Genomic DNA, 21,830 nt, shown 5'->3' on the forward strand with positions numbered 1-21,830 from the left:
ATAATAAAATAGTAAAAAGGAGAATACTATTATGTTAAAAAATATACTCGTAATTACATTTAGTATTTTGTTTATTATTTCATGTTCCAAAAAAACATCTGATAATAATGTTAATGCTTGGACAGAAATAACACCAGATACAGAAACTACAATAGAAGTATGGGCTTGGAATGTAGCAGCTAATCATTTGGAGGATACTGTTCCTTCTTTTAATGCTAAATATCCAAAAGTTAAAGTTAATGTTACTGAGTTTGGAGGACCTCCAGCTTTGAAACAAAAATTATTTGTTAGTCTTGGCGGTAATGGCGATTTACCAAATGTTGTTCAAATGGAAGATATAGATACTCCTCTTATTACTGAACAATATCATGAGTATTTTTTGGATTTGAAAGATCAAATGCCTGAAAATTGGAGTAATGTTGTAGTTGCTTCAAAGATACCTACAAGTTTTGATTCTACAGGAAAACAAGTTACAATGCCTTTCGGTATAGCTCCTGCCGCTTTATTTTATAGAGCAGATTTATTTGAAAAAGCAGGTATAGATGTTAATAGTATAGTAACTTGGGACGACTTTATTGAGGCAGGAAAGAAATTGCAGGCTGCTTTGCCTAATACTAAAATGATTGGTTTTCCTTATCCTCAAGGATTTTCACATTTTATAAGAGCTACTATGCTTCAGCAAGGAAAAGATTATTTTGATAAAGATGGAAAAATAGCTATATATTCAAAAGAAGGAATAGAAGCTGCAAAATTGATGCAGAGATTTGTAAATGAAGGTATAGCTTTTGATACAACAGATTGGACAGGAACTATAAGAGCTTCAAAAACAGATGATATAGCTACAATACCTTATGGAATATGGTGGGGCGGAACTTTGAAAGATCAAGCTCCTGAAATGAAAGGTAAATGGAAAGTTACTTTCTTACCAGTATTAGTTGAAGGACAGCCAAGAACTTCTATATGGGGAGGTGCTTCAGGGGCAATAGTTAATGTTGGTGACCCTATAAAACAAACTGCTTCTGTAGAATTTGTTAAAAATGCTATGATGACAATAGAAGGACAATTAATAGCATATAAGCAATATGGATTGATTCCTACATATTTACCTACTTATGAAGATGCTAAATTTTTAGAAGCTGATCCTTATTTTGGTGCAGATTTCAATGAGTTGTTGGGTGAATTAGTAAAAGCTATGCCTTTATCAGCTAAATATACAGAATCATTCCCAGAGGCACAAACTCTTATGGAATCAGCATATCAGGCTATAGTAAATGATAAAGCAGATGTAGAAAAAACTCTTCAAAGTACAGCTGAACAGTTACAAAATTCTACAGGCGTAGAAATGGCTAAATAATACAAATATAAATTTATTATAATAGGTTTTATAACAGTTGGTTTGCTTTATTAATATGTGAACTAACTGTTTATTTTTTTATTAAAAATATTTCATTATAATAAATAACTAAATATAAAATTTAATTTCCGTATTAATGCGGTAAAATTATTTTTTGAGTTTTATAATCTTTTTTACTATATTGTATATATGATAAAACATATTAATTATGTTATTCATTTTTAAAGCTGTAAATGAATAGTTTATGACTTTAACTGATATATATTTTTTATTATATAAATAAAAAAGTTTATCATTAGAAACTAGAAAAAATTATTTTATTTGAAAGCAAATTTGATTTTTAAATGGCGAATGCTACTTTAAAATTAAATATTAAATTCTGATTGGAGGAATAATGAAGAAATATTCTAGGAGATTCGGATTCTATTTATCAATTCCTGTCATTATTACTTTAGTATTGTTCAACTTTTGGCCTTTTGTTGAAACGATTGTATTGAGTTTTATGACGCAAAGAAGAGGGGAGTTTGTATTTAATGGAATAAAAAATTACCAAAGGCTTTTCGGTGATACAATATTTAGAACAGCAATAATTAACTCTCTTATATTTTATATAATAAGACTTCCTATAATGCTTATTACTTCTACATTATTAGGAAGTATTATTCATAGAGGTGTAAAGAAATTAAAATCTTTCTTTGAAGCTTCATATTTTATACCTGTTTTAGTTGATGCTGTAGCTTATAGTATGATATTTTTATTGATATTTCAAGACAGAGGAATAATCAATTTTATATTATCTAAATTCGGAATAGACGCTATACCTTGGCTTAAGCAATCTATACCAGCAAAACTTCTTATAGTGATTGTTGTTACTTGGCGTTGGACTGGTTATAATATGATTCTTTTCCTTGCAGCCATGCAGAATATACCAGAAGATTATTATGAAGCTGCAACTATAGACGGAGCTAATTCTTGGCAGAAATTTTTATATGTAACTTTGCCTTCTTTAAAACCAATAATTTTATTTACTTCTATAATGTCTACTATAGGAACATTGAATTTATTTACAGAACCATTCCTGCTTACAAATGGAGGTCCTAATAATGGCACTATGACTCTGGGGCTTTATATATATAATCAGGCATTCGTATCTTTGAATATGACTTATGCAGCAACAATATCTGTAATAATATTGTTAATAGTAGGTGCTTTGACTTTCTTACAATTGAAATTAGGAGATAAAAAATAATGGATAAAAAGAATAAAATAATCACTGTAATACTATATGTATTTTTATCTATAGGAGCTTTTTTCAGCATATATCCTATTTATTTTATGTTTGTAGCTGCAACAAAAAGTTCAGGAGAAATATTTATGAATACGCCTCCTGTATTTTTTGGTAATTATTTCTTTGAAAATTTGAATTCACTTAGCAATAGAATTCCTATATGGACAGCACTATTTAATTCATTGAAGGTATCAATAATATTTACAGTTGTTAATCTTCTTTTATGTTCGTTATCAGGTTATGCTTTTGCTAAATTTGATTTTAAAGGTAAGAATTTTTTATTTACTTGCGTACTGCTTTCTATGATGATTCCTGTTTACAGCAGATTAATACCTTTATATAGAATGATGACATTTGCTAATTTACAAAATACACATATAGCCCTTATACTTCCTGGATTAGCTGGAGCATTCGGCGTATTTTTAATGAGACAGAATTTTTTAAGTATACCTGATGCATTAATAGAAGCTGCAAGGTTAGACGGAGCAAGTGAAATATATATATTCTTTAAAATAGTTATGCCTCTAATGATACCTTCTCTTGCTGCTTTAGGAATATATATTTTTATGGGACAATGGAGCGATTTTACTTGGCCTCTTATAATATTAAATACTGAAGATATGTATACATTACCTGTTGCACTTTCTGTATTGAAAGGTGATACTCGTATAGATTACGGACAAATTATGGTTGGGGCAATTTTTGCAGTACTTCCTGTTTTGGTAGCATTCTTATTCTCAAGCAAATACTTTATATCAGGGCTTATGGGCGGAGCTGTGAAAGAGTAATATAAATTAATAAAAATATTCTTTTATAATATAATTAGTTGCCTATATTTCTAGATTTGTTTCTATAAGTATAGGCAATTATAATAATATTATCAATTTTTATTAAAATTTATTCAATAAAAATAATAAAATAAAAAATATTTGATAAAAAAATTGACAATGAATTATTTATTTACTATACTATAATTATAATATGTTACAGTACACGCAAAAATATAAAAGAGTTTAAAATTATGAATAATAAAAAACCAAATATTATATTAATAACAGCAGATCAGATGAGAGCTGATTCTGTAGAGTATATGAATGAGGAAGTAAAAACTCCGGTATTAAATGAACTGGCAGAAAATGGAACAGTATTTACAAATTCTTTCTGTACAAGTCCGGTATGTACTCCTTCAAGAGCATCTATTTTTACAGGCAGATATCCTATGAATATAGGAGCTTGGAATATAGGTACTGAATTAAATGAAGATGAAATAACTTTAGCTGATTATTTGAAAAAAGAAAATTATTTCAATGTTGCTTCAGGTAAAATGCATTTCAGGCCTCAGCTTAAAAATCTAAATTGGGAATTTGAAGATGTACCAAAGAGAGATAGAGTAAGAGAGAGAGATAAAACTTATTACGGATTCGATATAACACATATTACAGAAGATGATAAACAGGGTGAGTATTTAGATTTTGCTAATAGTCATGGAGGCAATTTAGAAATAGGTAAGGGATATGATGGAATAAATCCTATAAAGGAAGAATTACATCAAACTTATTGGACAGCACAAAAAGCTATAGATGAGATAGATAATTATAATTTTGATAATCCTTTATTTATGTGGGTAAGTTTTGTAGATCCTCATCATCCATTTGATCCTATAAAAAAATACTATGATATTTATAAAGATATTAATCCTAAAGAACTTAATAGTAAATTGAAGTTGGATAAGAAAAGACCTGAACATTTAACTAAACAAGGTGAAAGAGGATATTGGCCTGGCGGCGGAGAAGAACATAATTATAGTGAAAAAGAAATAAAAGAAATAAAAAGACTCTATTATGGAATGATAAGTTTTATAGATTCACAAATCGGCAGAATAATTGATAAACTAAAAGAGAAGAATGAATTTGATAATACAATAATAGTATTTACAAGCGATCATGGTGAATATTTAGGTGATTACGGACTTCTAAAAAAAGGTCCTTTTATGTATGATTGTTTGATAAAAGTTCCATTATTATTTTATGGTAAAGGCATAGTAAAGAATAGAAGTGATGAAATTATAGAAAATGTAGACATAGTTCCAACGCTTTTAGATATGCTAGGAAAAGAAATACCTTATGGAATACAGGGACATAGTTTAAAAAATATTTTAACAGGTGAAGACAAAAATAAAAAATATAAAAAAGGTGCAGTAATCACTTATGATGCTCATGACAGAGGCATATTTATAAAAACATATAGAACTAAACAATATAAACTTTCAATATTTTTAGATGAAGAATATGGAGAGTTTTATGATTTAGAAAAAGATCCTAATGAGGAAAATAATTTGTTTTTTAATAAAGAGTATGATGAAATAAAAAATAAATTATTATTAGAGATGTGTCATAAAATGATAGAATGCAGTGATCCTCTAAACAAAAGATATGCTAGCTGGTAATTATTTTTATAATAAATTAATAATTTTAAGGAGATATCAAAATGAAAAAAACAGTGAAAATTATTACTTCATTAGTTTTAATTACATGTTTGTTTTTATTAGCTTCATGTGCTAATAAAGGTGCATCATCTTCTGGAGATGCAAAAACATTAAAAGTGGCTGTAATGCCTTTTTTAAACTCTGTACCTATTGAGTACATGATTAATAACAAATTAGATGAAAAATATGGTTTTAAAATTGAAACTGTATATTTTCCATCAGGCGGTCCTATGAATGAAGCATTAGGTGCTGGTTTATGGGAAGTTGGTACATTAAGTGCTGCTTCTGTATATTCTTTAGCTAATTATAATGCTCATGTTGTAGCTGATATAGGACACTCTGAAGGCGGTATAGAAGTATTAGTTAATCCTGATTCTGATATATTAAAAGTTAAAGGTGTTAATAAAGATTTCCCAGAAGTTTATGGAGATGCTGCTACTTTAAAAGGTAAAACTATAGCTGTACCTACTGGAACAATATCACATTTGAATGTTATACATTGGCTTAGAGCTATAAATGTTGATCCTAATACAGTTAATATAGTTCATATGGAATTCCCTCAAGCATATCAGGCTTTAAAAGCTAAAAAAATAGATGCTGCTGCTTTGAATCCTCCAACTTCTTTCTCTGCTGAAGCTGATGGAATGAAAATAGTTTCAAGTTTAACTACATTAAATATACCTCAGTACGATTCAATAATAGTATCTGATGAAGCTTTTAAAAATAAAAAAGACACTATAGTTTTATATATTAAAGCATTCTTAGAAGCATGCGATGCATTACAAGCTGATCCTAATATGGCTGCTCAAGAATTATTGAATTGGTATACAAAAAATGGTTCTACTTCTACTTTAGAAGCTTGTCAGTCTGAAGTTAAAACTCGTCCTTTTGTTACAACAGAAGAAATTAAAAATATAAAAACAGGTGATTCTGTAAGAATAACAGCTGACTTCTTTGCAAGTCAATCTTTAATAACAGAGGATAAATTAACTGTTGTTGATCAAAATGTAGATACTGAATTATTAGGTAAAGCATTAAATTAAAAATAATCTTAAATTAATTAATAAAAGAGGACATCTATATGGAAGAGAATATAGAAAATATTTCATTAAAAGAAAAAGAAAAAATCGTCATAGCCAACAAAAAGAAAGAGAAGAGTAAATTTTTTATTATATCTGTAATATCAGTTGTAGTATTTCTTATAATATGGCAGTTAATAACAGATGTATTTAAATTGTTTCCTTCATATTCTCTTCCAAGTCCTTATACAGTTTTTAAATCTTTTATTTATAAACTTACAAATAAAGCACCTGATAATGGTACATTGTTTCAACATATATTAGCATCTTTACAGGTAGCATTGACAGGTTATTTTTTAGGTGCTGCTATAGGAATACCTCTTGGAATATGTATGGCTTGGTTCAAAAAATTCAATTTAGTTGCAACTCCATTATTTGACCTTATAAGACCAATACCTACTATAGCATGGATACCTATGATGATATTATGGTTTGGAATAGGATTAGGAGCAAAATCAGCAATAGTATTTATGTCTGCATTTGTACCTTGTGTAATTAATACTTATAGTGGAATAAAAGCAACCACTCAAGTGCATTTATGGGTAGCACAAACTTTTGGTGCTTCAAGAAGACAAATGCTTAAAGAAGTTGCTATACCAACAGCTTTACCTTATATATTTACAGGACTTAGAGTATCTTTAGGTTCTTCTTGGACTTCTTTATGTGCCGCTGAAATGTTAGCAGCAAGCAGAGGTTTAGGATTTATGATACAGTTAAACAGACAATTAGCAAGAGCAGATTTAATAATAGTAGGTATGCTTACAATAGGAGCTGTAGGAGCAATTTTATCTGTTGGATTAGGTTATTTAGAAAAGAAATATGTTAAAAGATAATTAGGGGTAATTTATGAAAAATAAAGAAAAAACAAGATTAAAATTATCTGATTTTGAAAAACCTATTTGGGCTGTTATTTCTATAATAGGATTTTTAATTGTATGGCAATTATTAACAACTTATACTCCTATAAAAATTACCACACCTAAACCATTAGAAGTATTCAAGTTTTTAGTATGGAGTTTAACACATGATATAGGGCAGCAAACTATATTAGGACATATATTAATAAGTATATTCAGAGTATTAACAGGTTTTGCTATAGGTACTGTAACAGGTGTTATATTAGGAATATCTATGGGAGTTAATAAATATGCAAGAGCAATAGTAAGACCATTCTTTGAAGTATTCAGACAAATTCCTCCTATAGCTTGGATACCTATGGCTATACTTTGGTTTGGAATAGGCGAAGTACCTAAAATATTTATAATATTTATTGGTACTTTTGTTAATGTTACTTTGAATGCTTATGCAGGAAGTTCTCAGGTTAATCCTACTTTAATAGGTGCCGCTAAGATGCTTGGTTCTAATGACAGAGATATATTTTTGCATGTTATACTTCCGGCTTCAGTACCTCAAATATTCAATGGTATGCAGGTAGGTTTTTCAGTAAGCTGGATGGGTGTATTAGCAGCTGAAATGGTTAGTTCTTTTGCCGGTGTAGGTTGGGTTATAATAAGAGGTTCTGATACTGCAAATATACCTCAAGTTTTAGCTGGTATGATAGCTATAGGTATAGTTGGTTTATTATTATCTTCTTTAATGAGATATATAGAAAAGAGATTAACTATTTGGAATTCTACTGGTATATAATAATTAATTTGAGGCGTCAATATGGAAAATAAAACTATTATAAAAATGAATCATGTTAATAAAGTGTTTTTCAGCGAGCATGGATATAAAGAAGTTATAAAAGATATAAGTCTTGAAGTGAAGGAAAATGAATTTGTTGTATTATTCGGACCCGGTCAATGCGGAAAAACAACATTGATAAATTTGATAGCAGGACTTGAAACAGCAGAAAATTCTGATATAGAAGTTAATGGTAAAAAAGTAACTGAACCTCATCCTGAAAGAGGTGTTGTATATCAAACTACTGCTTTATTTCCTTTTTTGACTGTTATGAAAAATGTAGAGTTCGGACCTAGAGCAAGAGGAATACCAAAGAAAGAGAGAAGAGAAAAAGCAAAATATTATATAGATTTGGTGGGATTAAATGGATTTGAAAATAGTTATCCGAATCAATTATCCGGAGGTATGAGGCAGAGGGTAGGTATAGCTAGGGCATATTGTAATGAACCGGTTGTTATGCTTCTTGATGAGCCTTTTGGACACTTGGATGCACAGACTAGATATATGATGGAAGAAGAAGTTGAAAAGATTTGGCAGAAAGAAAAAAGAACTGTTGTATTTGTTACTAATAATATAGAAGAAGCTGTTTATTTGGGTGACAGAATAATACTTCTTACAAACTGTCCTACAGTTGTAAAAAAAGAATATATTATAGATTTGCCTAGACCTAGAAGATTGACTGATCCTAATTTCCTTAAAATTAGAAATGAAATAAATGATAATATGGATATAACTTTATAACATAAAAAGGATATATTTATGACAAATGATACTAGAGAAGTAAAAGTAAAAGTTTCAAGATTAACAAAAAAATTCGGTGATTTATTGGTTTTAAATGATATATCATTTAATGTTATGAAAGGTGAATTTTTATGTATAGTAGGACCTACTGGCTGCGGTAAAACTACATTTTTAAATAGCCTTACAAAGTTATACAAACCAACTTATGGAGCCATACAGATAGACGGCGAACATGTTGACTTAAAAAAACATGATATAGCATATATATTTCAGGAATATTCTACTATGCCTTGGCTTAAAGTAGAGGAGAATGTCAAGTTCGGATTGAAAATAAAAAAACTTCCTCAAGATGTTATTGAAGAGAGGGCTGACAGAGTAATAAAAATGGTTGGGCTTGAGAAGTTTAAAAACTTTTATCCAAGCGAGCTTTCTGCTAGTATGCTTCAAAGGGTTGTTATAGCCAGAGCATTTGCAGTGGAGCCTGAATTACTTTTGATGGATGAGCCTTACGGACAATTAGATGTTTCTTTGAGATTCAAATTGGAAGATGAGCTTTTGAATATATGGAAAACTTTGGGTACTACAATTATATTTATTACCCATAACATAGAGGAAGCTGTTTATTTAGGTGAAAGAGTTTTAGTATTAACCAATAAGCCAACTTCTATAAAAAAAGAAATACATATAGATTTGGAACATCCTAGAAACATAGCTGATCCTAAATTTGTTGAATATAGAGAAGAAATAACAGAACTTATAAAATGGTGGTAAATCATTATTACAATTTTAAGCTGTTATTATATTTAAAATTATAAATATAGAGTAGGGTAGAGTTACAATAAATTTTCTCTGAATATCACTTGTGTTTCTATATAAGTGTATCTTTTATCTGGTATAGTTTTTGTAAGCAAGTATTCAAATAAAACTTTTATTGCTCTGTATCCTTGCTCTTGAGGATTTTGTGTTATTGAAGCTATTATGCCTCTATCTAAAAGCCCTTCTTTTACAACATCGGAAAAGTCATAAGTGATGATTTTTATTTTATTGTATAGTCCTAATTCTTTAATAGCGTTTATAACATATTTACTAGTTTCGGCACCCGGACATATAACAACATCAGTATCCATATGTTTTAATAAATTATTTTTACTTTTATCAAAATTAAGATTATTATCTTTTTCCATTTCTATTATTGATTGTACATTTACATTTTTATAATCAGAATTAAGTCTGCTCACTAAACTGTCAACACGTTTTTTGTTTCCAAGCATTTTATTAAAATTATTTGAAAAAACTAATAAATTAATATTATTTCCATTTGATATGATATTCAAAAGTGAAGCTGCTATCTCTCCAGCCAAATCATAATTGCATCCGACATAAGCTATACAATCTTTACTGTTCACAAAAGAGTTTAAAAGTACTATAGGGAAATTCTTATTATAAAGTTCAGATATTTTATTTATGACTCTCTCATCATTTATGGCAACTATAGCCATAGCATTAGCTCCTTCATTAATGGCTTCTTCAATGAGTTCTAATTGATTATCAGCATCAAAGTCTTTACATCTTTTTATAATAACAGACATTCCGAATTCTTCTATTTCTTTTCCGGCTATTTCTATTCCTTTTATAACATCTTCAAAAAATAAATTGTTATAAGTATTTAGAACCGCAGCTATTTTGAATTTCTTTTTTCTAATGGCTAATGATTTGGCTATTTTATCGGGTTTATAATTTAATGACTTTGCAATATCCAATATTTTTTGCTCTACATCAGGATCTATTCTTCCTCTGTTATTTAAAGCTCTGTCAACTGTTCCTATTGAAACCCCTGCTAATTTTGCTATTTCTCTTATGGTAGCCATATAAATTCCTTTTGATTGTCTAATAAACATAATAAATATTTTTATTTTATATGTCAAATATTTTATTAAAAAAATAAGTATTGTAACTATCATATTTTTATGGTATATGATATATTATCAATACACAAATATAAGTAAACATAATATAATCCGAAATATTTTAAATGATTTAGGGCTTACAAATGAGAAAAGGCTATATATGATGCTATGCTTGTCCTATAAATACAGACTATAATAAAGAAGAAATTAAAACAATGGCTAGAGAATTGGCTGTTATAATAGAAAAGAACTCTGAAGATATAGATTGGCAAAGCAAGGAATCCACAGGATCCAAAATGAAAATGGATATAAAGAGATTTTTGAAAATGCATAAATATCATAAAGAGTTTGAAAATACTGCATAATAATATTAAGACAGGCAGAGAATTATGAGATATTAAAGTATAGCTAATAAGGTATAGTATTATGGGTAAATTTCAATAATTAAAGCATATATATAAATGTATCCAAAATACTAAAAATACAGTTAATTTACAAGCTATAATATACCAAACAAGCTTAAAAATAGTTTAATTGTAATATAGTTATAGCTATTATTATTGATACTAATAATAGCTATAAAGAATAGTAATAAATAGTTATATATAATCTAATAGTATAACTTATCAAAATAATCAAATAATTATATATCCAATAATAAATACCCCGGAAAAACAATAAATTTATATTCCGATAATGTGTATTATGTTAACTTATACATGTTATTTTTTTATATATGTTCGTGCTTAGAATATATAGTTTAGTTATGTTTTTTTAGCTATAAGTTATATTAAAATTATTATTGTATAGAAGTTTACTCATTGCAGATATTATATAGAATTTTATACATAAGCAGCTGGCAATTTTTATTAGTAATAATTTGAACTTTTTTATAATTTATAGTATAATCTAGCATTAATTATAAAAATTGTGAGCCTTTGCCGTAAGTATGCAAAGCTAGCGAACAATTTTTATTAGCAATAATAAAAAAAATAATTTTGGATATAATTGGATAGAAAATGAAGAAAATAATACTTTTAATATTAACTTTATTTATAATACTTGTTGCATGTAAAAATGACGGCGGTTCTATATATGCTATGGAACAAAGATATAGAAATTTTTTGAATATACTTCCAGACGATGTAAAGAATGATTATACTTTAAACTCTGATAAATATGGTAATATGTATAAAGAATGGATTAATGAGTTCAATACTTGGACTGATAATATACTTAATGAAGAAGCTAAAAGAGAACAAGAAATATCAGCAAGAATAACGCCAGATAAAATAGAATATGCCCTTGAAACTTTAACTAGTAAAGACTATGAAAGAAATTTGCCTGTAGATCTTATGGCTAAAGTAAAAGCTCATACAGATCAATTATCATTGAAAATAGATGAACTGCAAAAAGATGAAGCTTTCTCTAATTCTATGATTAAATTAAAAAAAGATGAAGCTGTAGAGAATTTCACAACAGAAGATACTGTATTTTATTATGTTTGGAATTATTTAATAACAATAGAAAGACCAAGACGTTTCCAGTGATTATTATTTAATTTTGCTCTTATTTATAGAAGATATTTTTTATTTTCTTCTATAATATATAGCATTTATATTAGTCTGAATACCTACTTTAAAATAAATATTTGATATTAACTTTAAGTATTTTATAATTCATATTTATTATGCTATAAGATTATTATATTTATAGGTTATCATAATATTTAATTCTTAAAAAATTTCTTTCTCTACCCTAGCCTATTTTATACAATATATAAGATTAAGAATTACCCAAGAAACTGCTTCCTATTCTTATCATATTTGAACCATGTTTTATTGCAAGCTCATAATCTGAAGACATTCCCATAGAAAGTATTGATAAAGGATTATTGTATTTTAAATTAATGGATTTATATATAGTATTAAGTTTTTCAAATTCTTCTTCAATGAGTAGTAAATTCTCACTATCTTTCCCTATACCCATTAAACCTTTAACAGATATATTAGACATTTTTATAATGTTTTCATATATATCTATATAATTATTTATATTAAATCCGCCCTTCTGATCTTCATCGCTTATATTGAATTGTAATAATATATCCTGAACTTTATTATTTTTTATCGCCTCTTTATTGATATATTCAGCTATTTCAACAGAATCTACACTCTGTATTAAGTCAGCATATCTCACTATGTATTTTACTTTGTTTGATTGTATTCTTCCTATAAAATGCCATCTAACATTATTTTTTAATTGAGCAATCTCCCCTGCTCTATCTCTTAAACTTTGAGCCTTACTTTCTCCAAGAGGTAAATCTATATCCAATGATAGAAATTCTTTTATAGTTTCAATAGAAGAATATTTACTCACAGCTACTATATTTATATCGTATTCTATATTATATTTTTGTTTTGCTGCATTAATATTATTTAATATTTGATTATATCTTTCTAATATTTCATTTCTATTCATAGTTACTTCCTTAGGCTTTATCATATTATAAAACTTTTAGTATTTTTTTCAATTATTTAATAAATATAAAAATAAAGTTATAAAGTAAAATAGTAAAAATACGATTTATTATATGTTGTATATATTGAAATTTTATCTGATTCATGTTAAGTTAACATAATATTTTAATAAAAATAAATTATGGAGAAAAATAATGAGAGTTCAGGAAAGAAGAAATAGAGAAATGAATTTAAACAGTCTATTGATGACATCGCAAGATGCTTCTATGAAAATGGCTGTATCATCTTCTCCATTTGCTGCAATGCTCGAAGAGGAAAAGGAAATTAAAAGATATTCTTATGAATTAGATGAATTAAAAAGACAAATATACGATGCTGGAAATATGCTTGAAAAAAGTGCAAATATGAAAGACTTTCAAAAATTTAGAGATTTAATAAGATCGTTAACGGATAAATTAGTAAAAGATGCTTATAGAATAAGAATAGTATCATCATATATGAGAAGAGGCCGTGAATATCAAGTAGTTTCAAAGATAAATGAAGAACTTGATTCATTATATAGATTAATAATGTCAGAACAAAAGAATCATATAGCTATTGCAAATAAAGTTATGAGACTTAAAGGTTTAGTATTAGATTTAATGTCATGAATATATTAGCATTTGATACAGTATCCAGCAGTTTTTCTATAGCCTTGCAAAAAGATAATGATTCTATCATTGAATATAATAAAGAAGATGTAAGAAATCATAATGAGGAAATACTTCCTGTCTTAAATAACTTTCTAAAAGAAAATGATATCTCACTTGATAAAATAGATTATATAGTATTGGGAATTGGCCCAGGATCTTTTACTGCATTAAGAATAGCATTTGCCACAGTAAAAACAATTTGCTATGCTAAAAATATACATATTATAGGTATTTCAAGTTTAGAAACATTGTATGAAAATATCAAAGATTATAACGGAATAAAAGCAAGTATGATAGATGCTAGGAAAGGAAGTATTTATGCTGATATATATTCCGGAAATAATAAAATAAAAGAAAATTTAGATTTAACCTATGAAGAGTTTATAAATATCATTAATTCTATAGAAAGTAATGATAAAACACTTACTCTATGCGGAGATGGATTTTATAAAAATCAAGATTATTTCAAAGAAAAATTAAAAAATTATAAAATAAATGACATAGATAAATCATTCAATATAATAAAAGCCTCCAATAGTATAAAACTGTCGATACCAAGGATAAAATCAAATAATTTTGATAATATTTTCAATTTATTGCCTCTTTATTTGAGAAATAGCGAAGCTGAAAATAAAAAAATGAATGAAAAACAATAGAAAACCTTCCAATTATTAAAAATATATAAAAAATATCCGATAATTATTACGATATATGAAAAATATATCTTGACTTCATAAAAAATATTGTTATTATATATATGAATTATAATATTTTTGTAAAATAATTGTTGGAGTTTGAAAAGTGAGAAAATTGCAATCCTTGAAAGTTAAAATCCCGTTCTTTGTAATGCTGCTTGTTACTGTTATGACAATAATATTAGTAACATTAATAATTAATATAGGCTCTCAAGGAATAAGAAGTTCAGCCATATTTGGTTTTGAATCTACTACAAAAGTTTATTCAAGAATGATTAATGTATGGTTAGATCAGGCGATATTTACATCTGAAGCTATAAGTAGCGGTTACCCTGAATTTATAACTTATATTAGAACTAGAACACCAGAATCAAAAGCGGCTGTTGAAGCTACATTAAAAAATATTGTTGCTAATAATCATAATGTTGAAGGTATTGTTATACTTGATGATGCTGGAAATGTAATAGCTGATAATTTAGATGGTAAAGTAGTTAATACTGCTAGAAATTTCAGCGGAACAGAATTATGGCAGAAAATTATGACAGGGCAATCATCAATGCATTACACTGTTGATCCTTCTCCGGCAGACAATAACAAATATGTAGTTAAGATTTTTTCACCAATAAAAGATAGTACAGGCAATATAGTTGGTGCAATATCAACTATGATTGATTGGTTAGGATTTATAGATAAAGAATTAACTCTTGTTAAATTTGGTAATACAGGTCACCCATTCATAGTGGATAAAGACAGATGGGTAATTGCTGACCCTATTCCTTCGCATGTTAGAAGTGAAGTTTTAAGAAATGCAGATTATATTAGATATGCTGTGGCAAATGAATCTGGCTATTATGAGTTTAAATCTCCATTTAATGGCAAAGATTCAATAGCTACTTTCTACAAAGAACCTATATCCGGCTGGTCAGTTGTAATGAGTATAGAATCTGATGAATTATTCTCACATGTAAATGCTATGAAAAGATATGCTATTATTGGTGCAATAGCAATACTTATTTTGGCTTCTACTTTTATAGTGTCTTATATGCATAAGATAACATCTATACTACATCTTCTTGCTGTAGATTTAATTAGACTGTCAAAAGGCGATATTTCATGGTATTCTCCTCCTGAATTTGAAAAAAGAAAAGACGAATTTGGAGAAATAGCCGTTGCTTTAAAAAATACATTAGATCAATTGAATGAAAAAGTAAGAATAGTATATGACAGTGCTTATACTGTAAAGGCATCTGCTAATGAGGTAGTACAAGGTAATATAGATTTATCAAATAGAACAGAAAATCAGGCCTCAGGACTTGAAGAAACTGCTTCGTCTATGGAAGAGATTGCTTCTACAATAAAATCTTCTGCTGAACATACTTTAGAAGGTAATAATATGATGATTAGCTCTAAAAAAGCTATTGAAGAAGCTGGAAGAATCATAGAAGAAAGTACACAAAATATTGAGGCAGTATATGAATCAAGTTCTAAAATTAGTGCTATTACTAAAATAATTGAAGATATAGCATTCCAAACTAATATACTTGCTCTTAATGCTGCAGTTGAAGCTGCTCGTGCTGGAGAACAAGGTAGAGGTTTTGCAGTTGTTGCTTCTGAAGTTAGAAACTTAGCTCAAACAACTCAAACTTCTGTTAAAGATATTACTATTTTAGTTGCAGATTCTGAGGAAAAAATAGCTGCTGCTACAGAAACTGCAAGAGAATCTAAAGAAATATTCCAAAACTTAAGAGTTCAAATAGAAGAAACAGCAAAAATTATGCAGGATCTAAGTTCTACAGCTATGGAACAGCAGGCAGGTATTGATCAAGTTAATATAGCTATCACTCAAATGGATATGACTACTCAGCAAAATGCTGCTTTAGTAGAAGAATCTACTGCCACTTCTGAAGCTTTATTCTCTCAAGCTGAAGAATTATTATCTGCTATGGAATTCTTCAAATTAAGAGGTTCTAACTATAAAAAGAATATATCTAAAGTTGAAAGAAAAAAAGCTTCACCTACTACAGATACAAAAGCAGTACAAGAAAATAAACCTGCTCCAAAATCTGAACCTCAAAAACCTGTTACTAAAAAACCAGAGTTAAAAAGCCCTATTAAAAAACATCATGAAGAAAAAATGCCTGCTCCAACTCCAGCTAGAACAGTAAAAGATAATGAGTTTGGCAATACATTTGATACTTCTAAAGATACTTCAGATGGTTTTGAATCATTTTAATCTTTATTAAATAATAAATAAAAAAAGTGATAGAGTTTTTCTCTATCGCTTTTTAGTTTAACAGTTAATTTTATATTGCTTTTATAATAGATTCTACTATATTGTCAAAATTATTATCTTCACATTTTATTGATACTAATTTGTCTTCGTTTATACTAAGTTTGTATGCCTTATCATAATAATAAAGCATATTAAGTACGCATTCATATATATTTCCATTATCAAGCAATTCTAAAGATTCTTTTAATCTTTCTCCGCCCAAACGTTTTTTTATTTTTAGAATAGATTCTTTTAAATCATCAATATTATATTTTCCATAAGTATTAACTATATATTCAGCTCTGCACTCTTTTGGTATGTCTAAATATATGATTTTTTGAGCTTCTCTCATTTTATTGAATAATGATTTAGGTATTGCTCTTCTTCCTATAAGTAAACTTTCATCTTCAAACCAAAGTGTGGAATTAATATCATATTTTAATAGTTCGTAGGAAAGATTATTTTCAAATTGTTCTTGAGACGGCTGTTCTCCTTCATTTATCCATCCAAAAGCAGAACCTTTATGTTTTGCTATTTTCTCTAAATCTATTACATTATATCCTATGGATTTTAATTTATTTAATATCAATGTTTTTCCGCTTCCAGTCCTTCCTGTAAGCAAATATATTTTATAATCCCTTTCAAATGAATCTAGTACATAGTTTCTATATCTTTTATATCCGCCTTTTAGCATATAAACATCATATCCATAACTTGAACAAAGCCAGGCAGTTGATTCACTACGCATTCCGCCTCTGAAACAATGCATAAGTATTTTATTAGTAGAATTATGTTTCTTAGCTATTTCATCAATGGATTTTAATATAGCAGTCATTCTAACAGATACATATTCTAATCCCTTCAATATAGCCTCTTTTCTTCCTATTTGCTTGTATATGGTACCAACATCTTTTCTTTCTTCATCATTAAATAAATATACATTGTGGGCATTGGGAATATGAGCATGATTATATTCTATTGGGGAACGTACATCTATTATAGGTAATTCATCATTATTTGCTAATTTCAAAAATTCTTCTATATCAATAACTTTAACCATAATAACCTCTTATATTATTATGGAAATATAATATAGAAAAAATTAAAAAAGTAAAGACATTAATTTATAACATAACTATATAAAAACCAATAATGAGCAAAAGAACCCATTAATACAAATATATGGAAAATATCATGAGTAAATTGCTTAGTTTTATCATTACATTTTTTACCCAAAGCATATAAGAATGCTCCTATAGTATAGAATATTCCGCCCCATATAAGCCAATTTAAATGCAGAATATCAAATCTATTCATCAAAGGTTTGAATGCAAATATAATTATCCAGCCCATTAATATATATAAAACTAGTCTTAGAACAATGTTTTTGTATTTTATCACTGTATTTGACAATATTCCTATCAAAGCACAAGACCATATAACAGATAATATCAATATGCCTACATTTCTAGGAAGAGAAAATATACAAACCGGAGTATAAGTTGCCGCTATAAATACATATATTCCTATATGATCAAATTTTCTGAATAATTGCTTAACCTTACTATCAGGAAAGAAATGATATAGAGAACTAAATGTGTATAAAAATATTATTCCTGTACCATAAATAATTATAGGTATAGGATTAACTTTTATTTTTACAAGCATAAGAACAAGTCCGGCAATGCCAAGTAAAGCACCTATACCATGGGATATTGCAGAGTATAGCTCCCCTATTCTTTTTGATCTATGATCTTTATTTTGTATATCAATATAAAAAGCGCTTTTCTCCATCTATTTCCTCCTATTATCTACAATTCTAATGCATAAATTAAAAATAGGAATGGAAAAAAATAACTATATTATTATATTATTACTAGCATATTATAACTAGATAATGATATTAAAAATACATTTAATACATATATTAGAAGAGCCTTCCTACAATTTCTAAATCATTCCAATCAATTTCATGCTCAATAGGCACAGGATATGAATTCCAATCCACATTTATAGCCGGTATCCATTCTTTACCTGTACCATAACCATTTTTTTTAAGCCAATGTGATAATCTATCTTGATAATCTTTTCCATAGTTTTTTGCTATATACAAATTACCATCTTTAAATGCTAAACCTATAGGCATATAAATAGTTCTGTCAGAAAATGATCTATTAAAATAATCATTAATGTATAACCTAGAATTATTATTGTTTTTTAAAGCATCTTCATATAAATTAAGTGAAGGAAGACTCCCTATTATATAACTTTTTAATGTAGTATTTTTATAATAAAATGCTTCATCTGGCTCTTTCATTAAGAATAATTTATATTTTATTTTAGATTTATAACCATATACAATAAAGTACATATCAGCATTTTTATCGAATCTATAAATATTCTGATAAACATCTGATGCTGATTTGTTTACTACATATTCTTTCCAATATATTACATTATTATTTAAATAAATTTCAGGTGCAGTTAGACATGATAGCATAAAAAAAAATAATGGAAACAATAAAAATAACTTCATAATGAACTGCATACTATATTATTCAGATATTATATCATATACTATATGAAATATTTAGCAACTAATTTTATAATTTAATAATGTATATTTTTTATATTATTATTGAAAATAATACTTGCAATAATATCAACTTAAAAATAAAATATAATAACTTTAAATATTATAATTTATAGTAATGAAGCGGAGAGTTAATAATGATAAAAAATATAGCTCATATAAAGTTCAGGGGATCTAATATAGGTAAATTTGAACATTTACATATAGAAAATATAAAGGTAAAAGATGCCTGTGTTATAGAAACAGATGAAGGTGTAGAGATAGGACATGTGCTAAATTTTGAAGATATAGATGTAGATTTATTAGAAGAAGAGAATAATGTACACTCTGATAATATAGAAAATAATGATGAAATACATGAAGATAATGAAACTATTAATGAAGATGAAATATCTGAGGAATTAAAAGACATTGCTGCTGAAGAAGAAAATAATAATGTAAAAATTAAAAATAATAAAAATAAAATATTTAATATTCTAAGAATAGCAGATGACAAAGATTTAGAACAATATAAAATTAATATGGAAGATGCAGCTGAAGCTTTTAAAATATGCAAAGAAAAAGTAAATAATCATAATTTGGATTTGAAATTAATAAGTTCTTATTATTTTTTGGACAGAGCAAAACTTTTATTTGAATTTATAGCTGAGGAGAGAATAGATTTTAGGGAATTGGTAAAAGATTTAGCGGCACATTTCAAAACTAGAATAGAATTAAGACAAATAGGTGTAAGAGATGAGGCTAGATCCATAGGCGGATGCGGAATATGCGGAAGAGAATTATGCTGTAAAGTGATAAAGGGTAAATTTGAAACTATAACTATAAAAATGGCAAAAGAACAGGGTATGCTTTTAAACACAATGAAAATATCCGGACAATGCGGAAGACTTATGTGCTGTTTGGCTCATGAATATAAGGCTTATTGTGCTCTTAAAAAAGATTTGCCTAAAGTTGGTACTAAATTAGTATTTAATAATGTACCAGCTGTTATAAAAGAATTGAACCCTTTAAATAAAAAATTATTAATAGAAACAGAAGATAAGAGACTTATATATATTAGTGTAAGTGATTTAAAAACAAATGAGGAAGGTTTTTTAATAGCTAATATTAAAGCAGAATAAATATTATAGTATTTAGGATTTTATTAGTAATAATAAAAAAGCTATTAACTAATGATATAACTTAATTTACTAATTAGTTTTGTCATTAGTTAGGTATATAAAAGTGAGATTAAGCTATTACTGAAGGTGCTCAGGATCTTACTTGATTTATTAAGTTAAACCTTTGGGGGCGACCGAGTAGGTATCTACGCTAGGCGAACATAGCAATATAAAAGTGAGCTGAAGCCTTTACCGAAGGTACACAGGTGTGTGACTTAATTTATTAAGTCACACATTTGGGCGACCAAGTAGGTAGCTACGCTAGGCGAACATAGCAATATAAAAAGTGAGCCGAAGCCTTTGATTTAATTTATTAAATCAAACCTTTGGGCGTAGGCGAACATAGCAATAATGAAAAAAAATTAAATGGAGCTGAAATATGTCAAAAAAAATTATGTTAAGTGGGATACAGCCAACTGGTTCTCTTCATATTGGGAATTATCTTGGAGCTTTGAAGAATTGGGCTGATATACTTAATGATTATTATGGATTTTTTTGTATTGTTGATTATCATGCTATAACCGTTGAATATGATGTTTCTCAAATGCAAAAAAGAATAATGGATGCAGCTGTTGAATATTTGGCATGCGGTCTTGATCCTAATAAATGTTCTATATTTGTTCAGTCAGATGTAAGAGCACATACAGAATTAGCTTGGATATTTAATTCTATTATACCTGTAGCTGAGCTTGAAAGAATGACTCAGTATAAAGATAAATCAAGAAAGAATGTTGAAAATATTAATGCAGCACTTCTAACCTACCCTTCTTTAATGGCTGCAGATATTTTGCTTTATCATCCTGATATAGTACCTGTTGGAGAAGATCAGGAACAGCATGTAGAGCTTACAAGAATGATAGTAAGAAAGTTTAATAATAGATATGGTGAATATTTCAAAGAACCTGATACTTATCATGGAAAAGTGTTGAGAATATTGGGACTAGACGGACAAAATAAAATGAGTAAGTCTTTGAATAACCATATAGCATTATCCTTAACTGCAGAAGAAACAGAAAAATTAATAATGCAGAAAGCAATGACTGATACTAACAGAAAACTTAAAACTGATCCGGGTAATCCTGATATATGTAATGTTTATAGCTATCATAAAATATTTTCAAGCGAAGATGAGCAGAAAGAAGTTTGTGAGGGATGTAAAAATGCTTCTATAGGCTGTGTACAATGTAAGAGAATGCTTGCTAAAAATATTAATAATGAATTGGCACCTATAAGAGAAAATATAAATAAATACTCTAATGATAAAGATTATGTTTATGATGTACTAAAAGAAGGAGCAAAAAATGCTTCTGAAGTAGCTGAAAAAACATTGTATGAAGTAAGAAATTTAATGGGTTTAGTTGATAATAAAAGAAAGTAAGTAAAAAAAAGGGGCTTATT

Annotated in this window: 21 protein-coding genes; 16 read left to right on the forward strand and 5 right to left on the reverse strand. The window is 27.8% G+C overall.

What is annotated here, in order from left to right; all coding sequences use genetic code 11:
• Positions 1-31: 31 nt before the first annotated feature.
• The 9 genes from Q0K19_RS09160 to Q0K19_RS09200 all read left to right on the forward strand — a co-directional run bounded on the left by Q0K19_RS09160 (position 32) and on the right by Q0K19_RS09200 (position 9,404).
• Entirely contained in the window at positions 32-1,354 is a 1,323-nt protein-coding gene (locus tag Q0K19_RS09160; RefSeq protein ID WP_297247431.1) for an extracellular solute-binding protein, read from the forward strand.
• Between the two features lie 394 nt (positions 1,355-1,748).
• Entirely contained in the window at positions 1,749-2,603 is an 855-nt protein-coding gene (locus Q0K19_RS09165) for a carbohydrate ABC transporter permease (protein ID WP_297247433.1), read from the forward strand.
• Complete coding sequence (locus tag Q0K19_RS09170) at positions 2,603-3,430, forward strand: carbohydrate ABC transporter permease (RefSeq protein WP_297247436.1); 828 nt, start codon at positions 2,603-2,605, stop codon at positions 3,428-3,430. Before Q0K19_RS09165 ends, Q0K19_RS09170 begins: the two co-directional genes overlap by 1 nt.
• Positions 3,431-3,663: 233 nt before the next feature.
• The gene (locus Q0K19_RS09175; RefSeq protein ID WP_297247438.1) at positions 3,664-5,088 is read left to right on the forward strand and encodes a sulfatase-like hydrolase/transferase; all 1,425 of its coding nucleotides are present in this window, start codon (positions 3,664-3,666) and stop codon (positions 5,086-5,088) included.
• Positions 5,089-5,129: 41 nt separating this feature from the next.
• The gene (locus Q0K19_RS09180; protein WP_297247440.1) at positions 5,130-6,170 is read left to right on the forward strand and encodes an ABC transporter substrate-binding protein; all 1,041 of its coding nucleotides are present in this window, start codon (positions 5,130-5,132) and stop codon (positions 6,168-6,170) included.
• 38 nt (positions 6,171-6,208) lie between these two features.
• Positions 6,209-7,039, forward strand: coding sequence for an ABC transporter permease (locus tag Q0K19_RS09185; RefSeq protein WP_014487861.1), 831 nt, complete (start codon positions 6,209-6,211; stop codon positions 7,037-7,039).
• 13 nt (positions 7,040-7,052) lie between these two features.
• Positions 7,053-7,853, forward strand: a complete 801-nt coding sequence (locus tag Q0K19_RS09190; protein ID WP_297247446.1) for an ABC transporter permease — start codon at positions 7,053-7,055, stop codon at positions 7,851-7,853.
• A gap of 21 nt (positions 7,854-7,874) precedes the next feature.
• The gene (locus Q0K19_RS09195; RefSeq protein ID WP_297247448.1) at positions 7,875-8,633 is read left to right on the forward strand and encodes an ABC transporter ATP-binding protein; all 759 of its coding nucleotides are present in this window, start codon (positions 7,875-7,877) and stop codon (positions 8,631-8,633) included.
• Between the two features lie 18 nt (positions 8,634-8,651).
• Positions 8,652-9,404 carry an ABC transporter ATP-binding protein gene (locus Q0K19_RS09200; RefSeq protein WP_012669982.1) on the forward strand — a complete coding sequence of 251 codons (753 nt, stop codon included), beginning with the start codon at positions 8,652-8,654 and terminating at the stop codon, positions 9,402-9,404.
• A 62-nt stretch (positions 9,405-9,466) separates the two neighbouring features.
• Here Q0K19_RS09200 and Q0K19_RS09205 read toward each other — a convergent pair whose 3' ends face one another.
• Positions 9,467-10,501, reverse strand: a complete 1,035-nt coding sequence (locus Q0K19_RS09205; protein WP_297247452.1) for a LacI family DNA-binding transcriptional regulator — start codon at positions 10,499-10,501, stop codon at positions 9,467-9,469.
• A 254-nt stretch (positions 10,502-10,755) separates the two neighbouring features.
• Between Q0K19_RS09205 and Q0K19_RS09210 the strand changes: the two genes are divergently transcribed.
• Positions 10,756-10,905, forward strand: coding sequence for a type I restriction enzyme endonuclease domain-containing protein (locus tag Q0K19_RS09210; RefSeq protein ID WP_297247454.1), 150 nt, complete (start codon positions 10,756-10,758; stop codon positions 10,903-10,905).
• A gap of 654 nt (positions 10,906-11,559) precedes the next feature.
• A complete protein-coding gene (locus Q0K19_RS09215; protein ID WP_297247457.1) occupies positions 11,560-12,090 on the forward strand; it encodes a hypothetical protein in 531 nt (176 codons plus the stop codon).
• 235 nt (positions 12,091-12,325) lie between these two features.
• Here the strand turns inward: Q0K19_RS09215 and Q0K19_RS09220 are convergent, their stop codons facing one another.
• Complete coding sequence (locus Q0K19_RS09220) at positions 12,326-13,021, reverse strand: YggS family pyridoxal phosphate-dependent enzyme (protein ID WP_297247459.1); 696 nt, start codon at positions 13,019-13,021, stop codon at positions 12,326-12,328.
• A 193-nt stretch (positions 13,022-13,214) separates the two neighbouring features.
• On the opposite strand from Q0K19_RS09220, the gene Q0K19_RS09225 reads away from it, so the two are divergent.
• The 3 genes from Q0K19_RS09225 to Q0K19_RS09235 all read left to right on the forward strand — a co-directional run bounded on the left by Q0K19_RS09225 (position 13,215) and on the right by Q0K19_RS09235 (position 16,640).
• A complete protein-coding gene (locus Q0K19_RS09225; RefSeq protein WP_048594312.1) occupies positions 13,215-13,670 on the forward strand; it encodes a YaaR family protein in 456 nt (151 codons plus the stop codon).
• Positions 13,667-14,368 carry a tRNA (adenosine(37)-N6)-threonylcarbamoyltransferase complex dimerization subunit type 1 TsaB gene (gene tsaB / locus Q0K19_RS09230; protein ID WP_297247462.1) on the forward strand — a complete coding sequence of 234 codons (702 nt, stop codon included), beginning with the start codon at positions 13,667-13,669 and terminating at the stop codon, positions 14,366-14,368. Before Q0K19_RS09225 ends, tsaB begins: the two co-directional genes overlap by 4 nt.
• 145 nt (positions 14,369-14,513) lie before the next feature.
• Positions 14,514-16,640 carry a methyl-accepting chemotaxis protein gene (locus Q0K19_RS09235; protein ID WP_297247464.1) on the forward strand — a complete coding sequence of 709 codons (2,127 nt, stop codon included), beginning with the start codon at positions 14,514-14,516 and terminating at the stop codon, positions 16,638-16,640.
• 70 nt (positions 16,641-16,710) lie between these two features.
• Here the strand turns inward: Q0K19_RS09235 and mnmH are convergent, their stop codons facing one another.
• The 3 genes from mnmH to Q0K19_RS09250 form a co-directional block, all read right to left on the reverse strand.
• Positions 16,711-17,739 carry a tRNA 2-selenouridine(34) synthase MnmH gene (mnmH, locus tag Q0K19_RS09240; RefSeq protein WP_297247467.1) on the reverse strand — a complete coding sequence of 343 codons (1,029 nt, stop codon included), beginning with the start codon at positions 17,737-17,739 and terminating at the stop codon, positions 16,711-16,713.
• A gap of 59 nt (positions 17,740-17,798) precedes the next feature.
• Positions 17,799-18,473, reverse strand: coding sequence for a hemolysin III family protein (locus Q0K19_RS09245; protein ID WP_297247469.1), 675 nt, complete (start codon positions 18,471-18,473; stop codon positions 17,799-17,801).
• 133 nt (positions 18,474-18,606) lie between these two features.
• Positions 18,607-19,215 carry a hypothetical protein gene (locus tag Q0K19_RS09250; protein WP_297247471.1) on the reverse strand — a complete coding sequence of 203 codons (609 nt, stop codon included), beginning with the start codon at positions 19,213-19,215 and terminating at the stop codon, positions 18,607-18,609.
• A 194-nt stretch (positions 19,216-19,409) separates the two neighbouring features.
• On the opposite strand from Q0K19_RS09250, the gene Q0K19_RS09255 reads away from it, so the two are divergent.
• Together Q0K19_RS09255 and trpS are read left to right on the forward strand one after the other, a co-directional pair.
• Entirely contained in the window at positions 19,410-20,393 is a 984-nt protein-coding gene (locus Q0K19_RS09255; RefSeq protein WP_297247472.1) for a regulatory iron-sulfur-containing complex subunit RicT, read from the forward strand.
• Positions 20,394-20,811: 418 nt separating this feature from the next.
• Complete coding sequence (gene trpS / locus Q0K19_RS09260; RefSeq protein WP_048594319.1) at positions 20,812-21,810, forward strand: tryptophan--tRNA ligase; 999 nt, start codon at positions 20,812-20,814, stop codon at positions 21,808-21,810.
• The last annotated feature ends 20 nt before the right edge of the window (positions 21,811-21,830 follow it).

The organism is uncultured Brachyspira sp., from assembly GCF_944393015.1.
In the GTDB taxonomy this organism is placed as follows: Bacteria; Spirochaetota; Brachyspiria; order Brachyspirales; family Brachyspiraceae; genus Brachyspira.

Bases quoted from the DNA above. Each gene is read 5' to 3' on its own strand.
- Q0K19_RS09160 (WP_297247431.1), top strand. From the start codon at position 32: ATGTTAAAAAATATACTCGTAATTACATTTAGTATTTTGTTTATTATT.
- Q0K19_RS09165 (WP_297247433.1), top strand. From the start codon at position 1,749: ATGAAGAAATATTCTAGGAGATTCGGATTCTATTTATCAATTCCTGTC.
- Q0K19_RS09180 (WP_297247440.1), top strand. From the start codon at position 5,130: ATGAAAAAAACAGTGAAAATTATTACTTCATTAGTTTTAATTACATGT.
- mnmH (WP_297247467.1), bottom strand. From the start codon at position 17,739: ATGGTTAAAGTTATTGATATAGAAGAATTTTTGAAATTAGCAAATAAT.
- Q0K19_RS09225 (WP_048594312.1), top strand. From the start codon at position 13,215: ATGAGAGTTCAGGAAAGAAGAAATAGAGAAATGAATTTAAACAGTCTA.
- Q0K19_RS09190 (WP_297247446.1), top strand. From the start codon at position 7,053: ATGAAAAATAAAGAAAAAACAAGATTAAAATTATCTGATTTTGAAAAA.
- Q0K19_RS09210 (WP_297247454.1), top strand. From the start codon at position 10,756: ATGGCTAGAGAATTGGCTGTTATAATAGAAAAGAACTCTGAAGATATA.
- Q0K19_RS09200 (WP_012669982.1), top strand. From the start codon at position 8,652: ATGACAAATGATACTAGAGAAGTAAAAGTAAAAGTTTCAAGATTAACA.
- trpS (WP_048594319.1), top strand. From the start codon at position 20,812: ATGTCAAAAAAAATTATGTTAAGTGGGATACAGCCAACTGGTTCTCTT.
- Q0K19_RS09195 (WP_297247448.1), top strand. From the start codon at position 7,875: ATGGAAAATAAAACTATTATAAAAATGAATCATGTTAATAAAGTGTTT.
- Q0K19_RS09245 (WP_297247469.1), bottom strand. From the start codon at position 18,473: ATGGAGAAAAGCGCTTTTTATATTGATATACAAAATAAAGATCATAGA.
- Q0K19_RS09170 (WP_297247436.1), top strand. From the start codon at position 2,603: ATGGATAAAAAGAATAAAATAATCACTGTAATACTATATGTATTTTTA.
- Q0K19_RS09255 (WP_297247472.1), top strand. From the start codon at position 19,410: ATGATAAAAAATATAGCTCATATAAAGTTCAGGGGATCTAATATAGGT.
- tsaB (WP_297247462.1), top strand. From the start codon at position 13,667: ATGAATATATTAGCATTTGATACAGTATCCAGCAGTTTTTCTATAGCC.
- Q0K19_RS09220 (WP_297247459.1), bottom strand. From the start codon at position 13,021: ATGAATAGAAATGAAATATTAGAAAGATATAATCAAATATTAAATAAT.
- Q0K19_RS09185 (WP_014487861.1), top strand. From the start codon at position 6,209: ATGGAAGAGAATATAGAAAATATTTCATTAAAAGAAAAAGAAAAAATC.
- Q0K19_RS09175 (WP_297247438.1), top strand. From the start codon at position 3,664: ATGAATAATAAAAAACCAAATATTATATTAATAACAGCAGATCAGATG.
- Q0K19_RS09250 (WP_297247471.1), bottom strand. From the start codon at position 19,215: ATGAAGTTATTTTTATTGTTTCCATTATTTTTTTTTATGCTATCATGT.
- Q0K19_RS09205 (WP_297247452.1), bottom strand. From the start codon at position 10,501: ATGGCTACCATAAGAGAAATAGCAAAATTAGCAGGGGTTTCAATAGGA.
- Q0K19_RS09215 (WP_297247457.1), top strand. From the start codon at position 11,560: ATGAAGAAAATAATACTTTTAATATTAACTTTATTTATAATACTTGTT.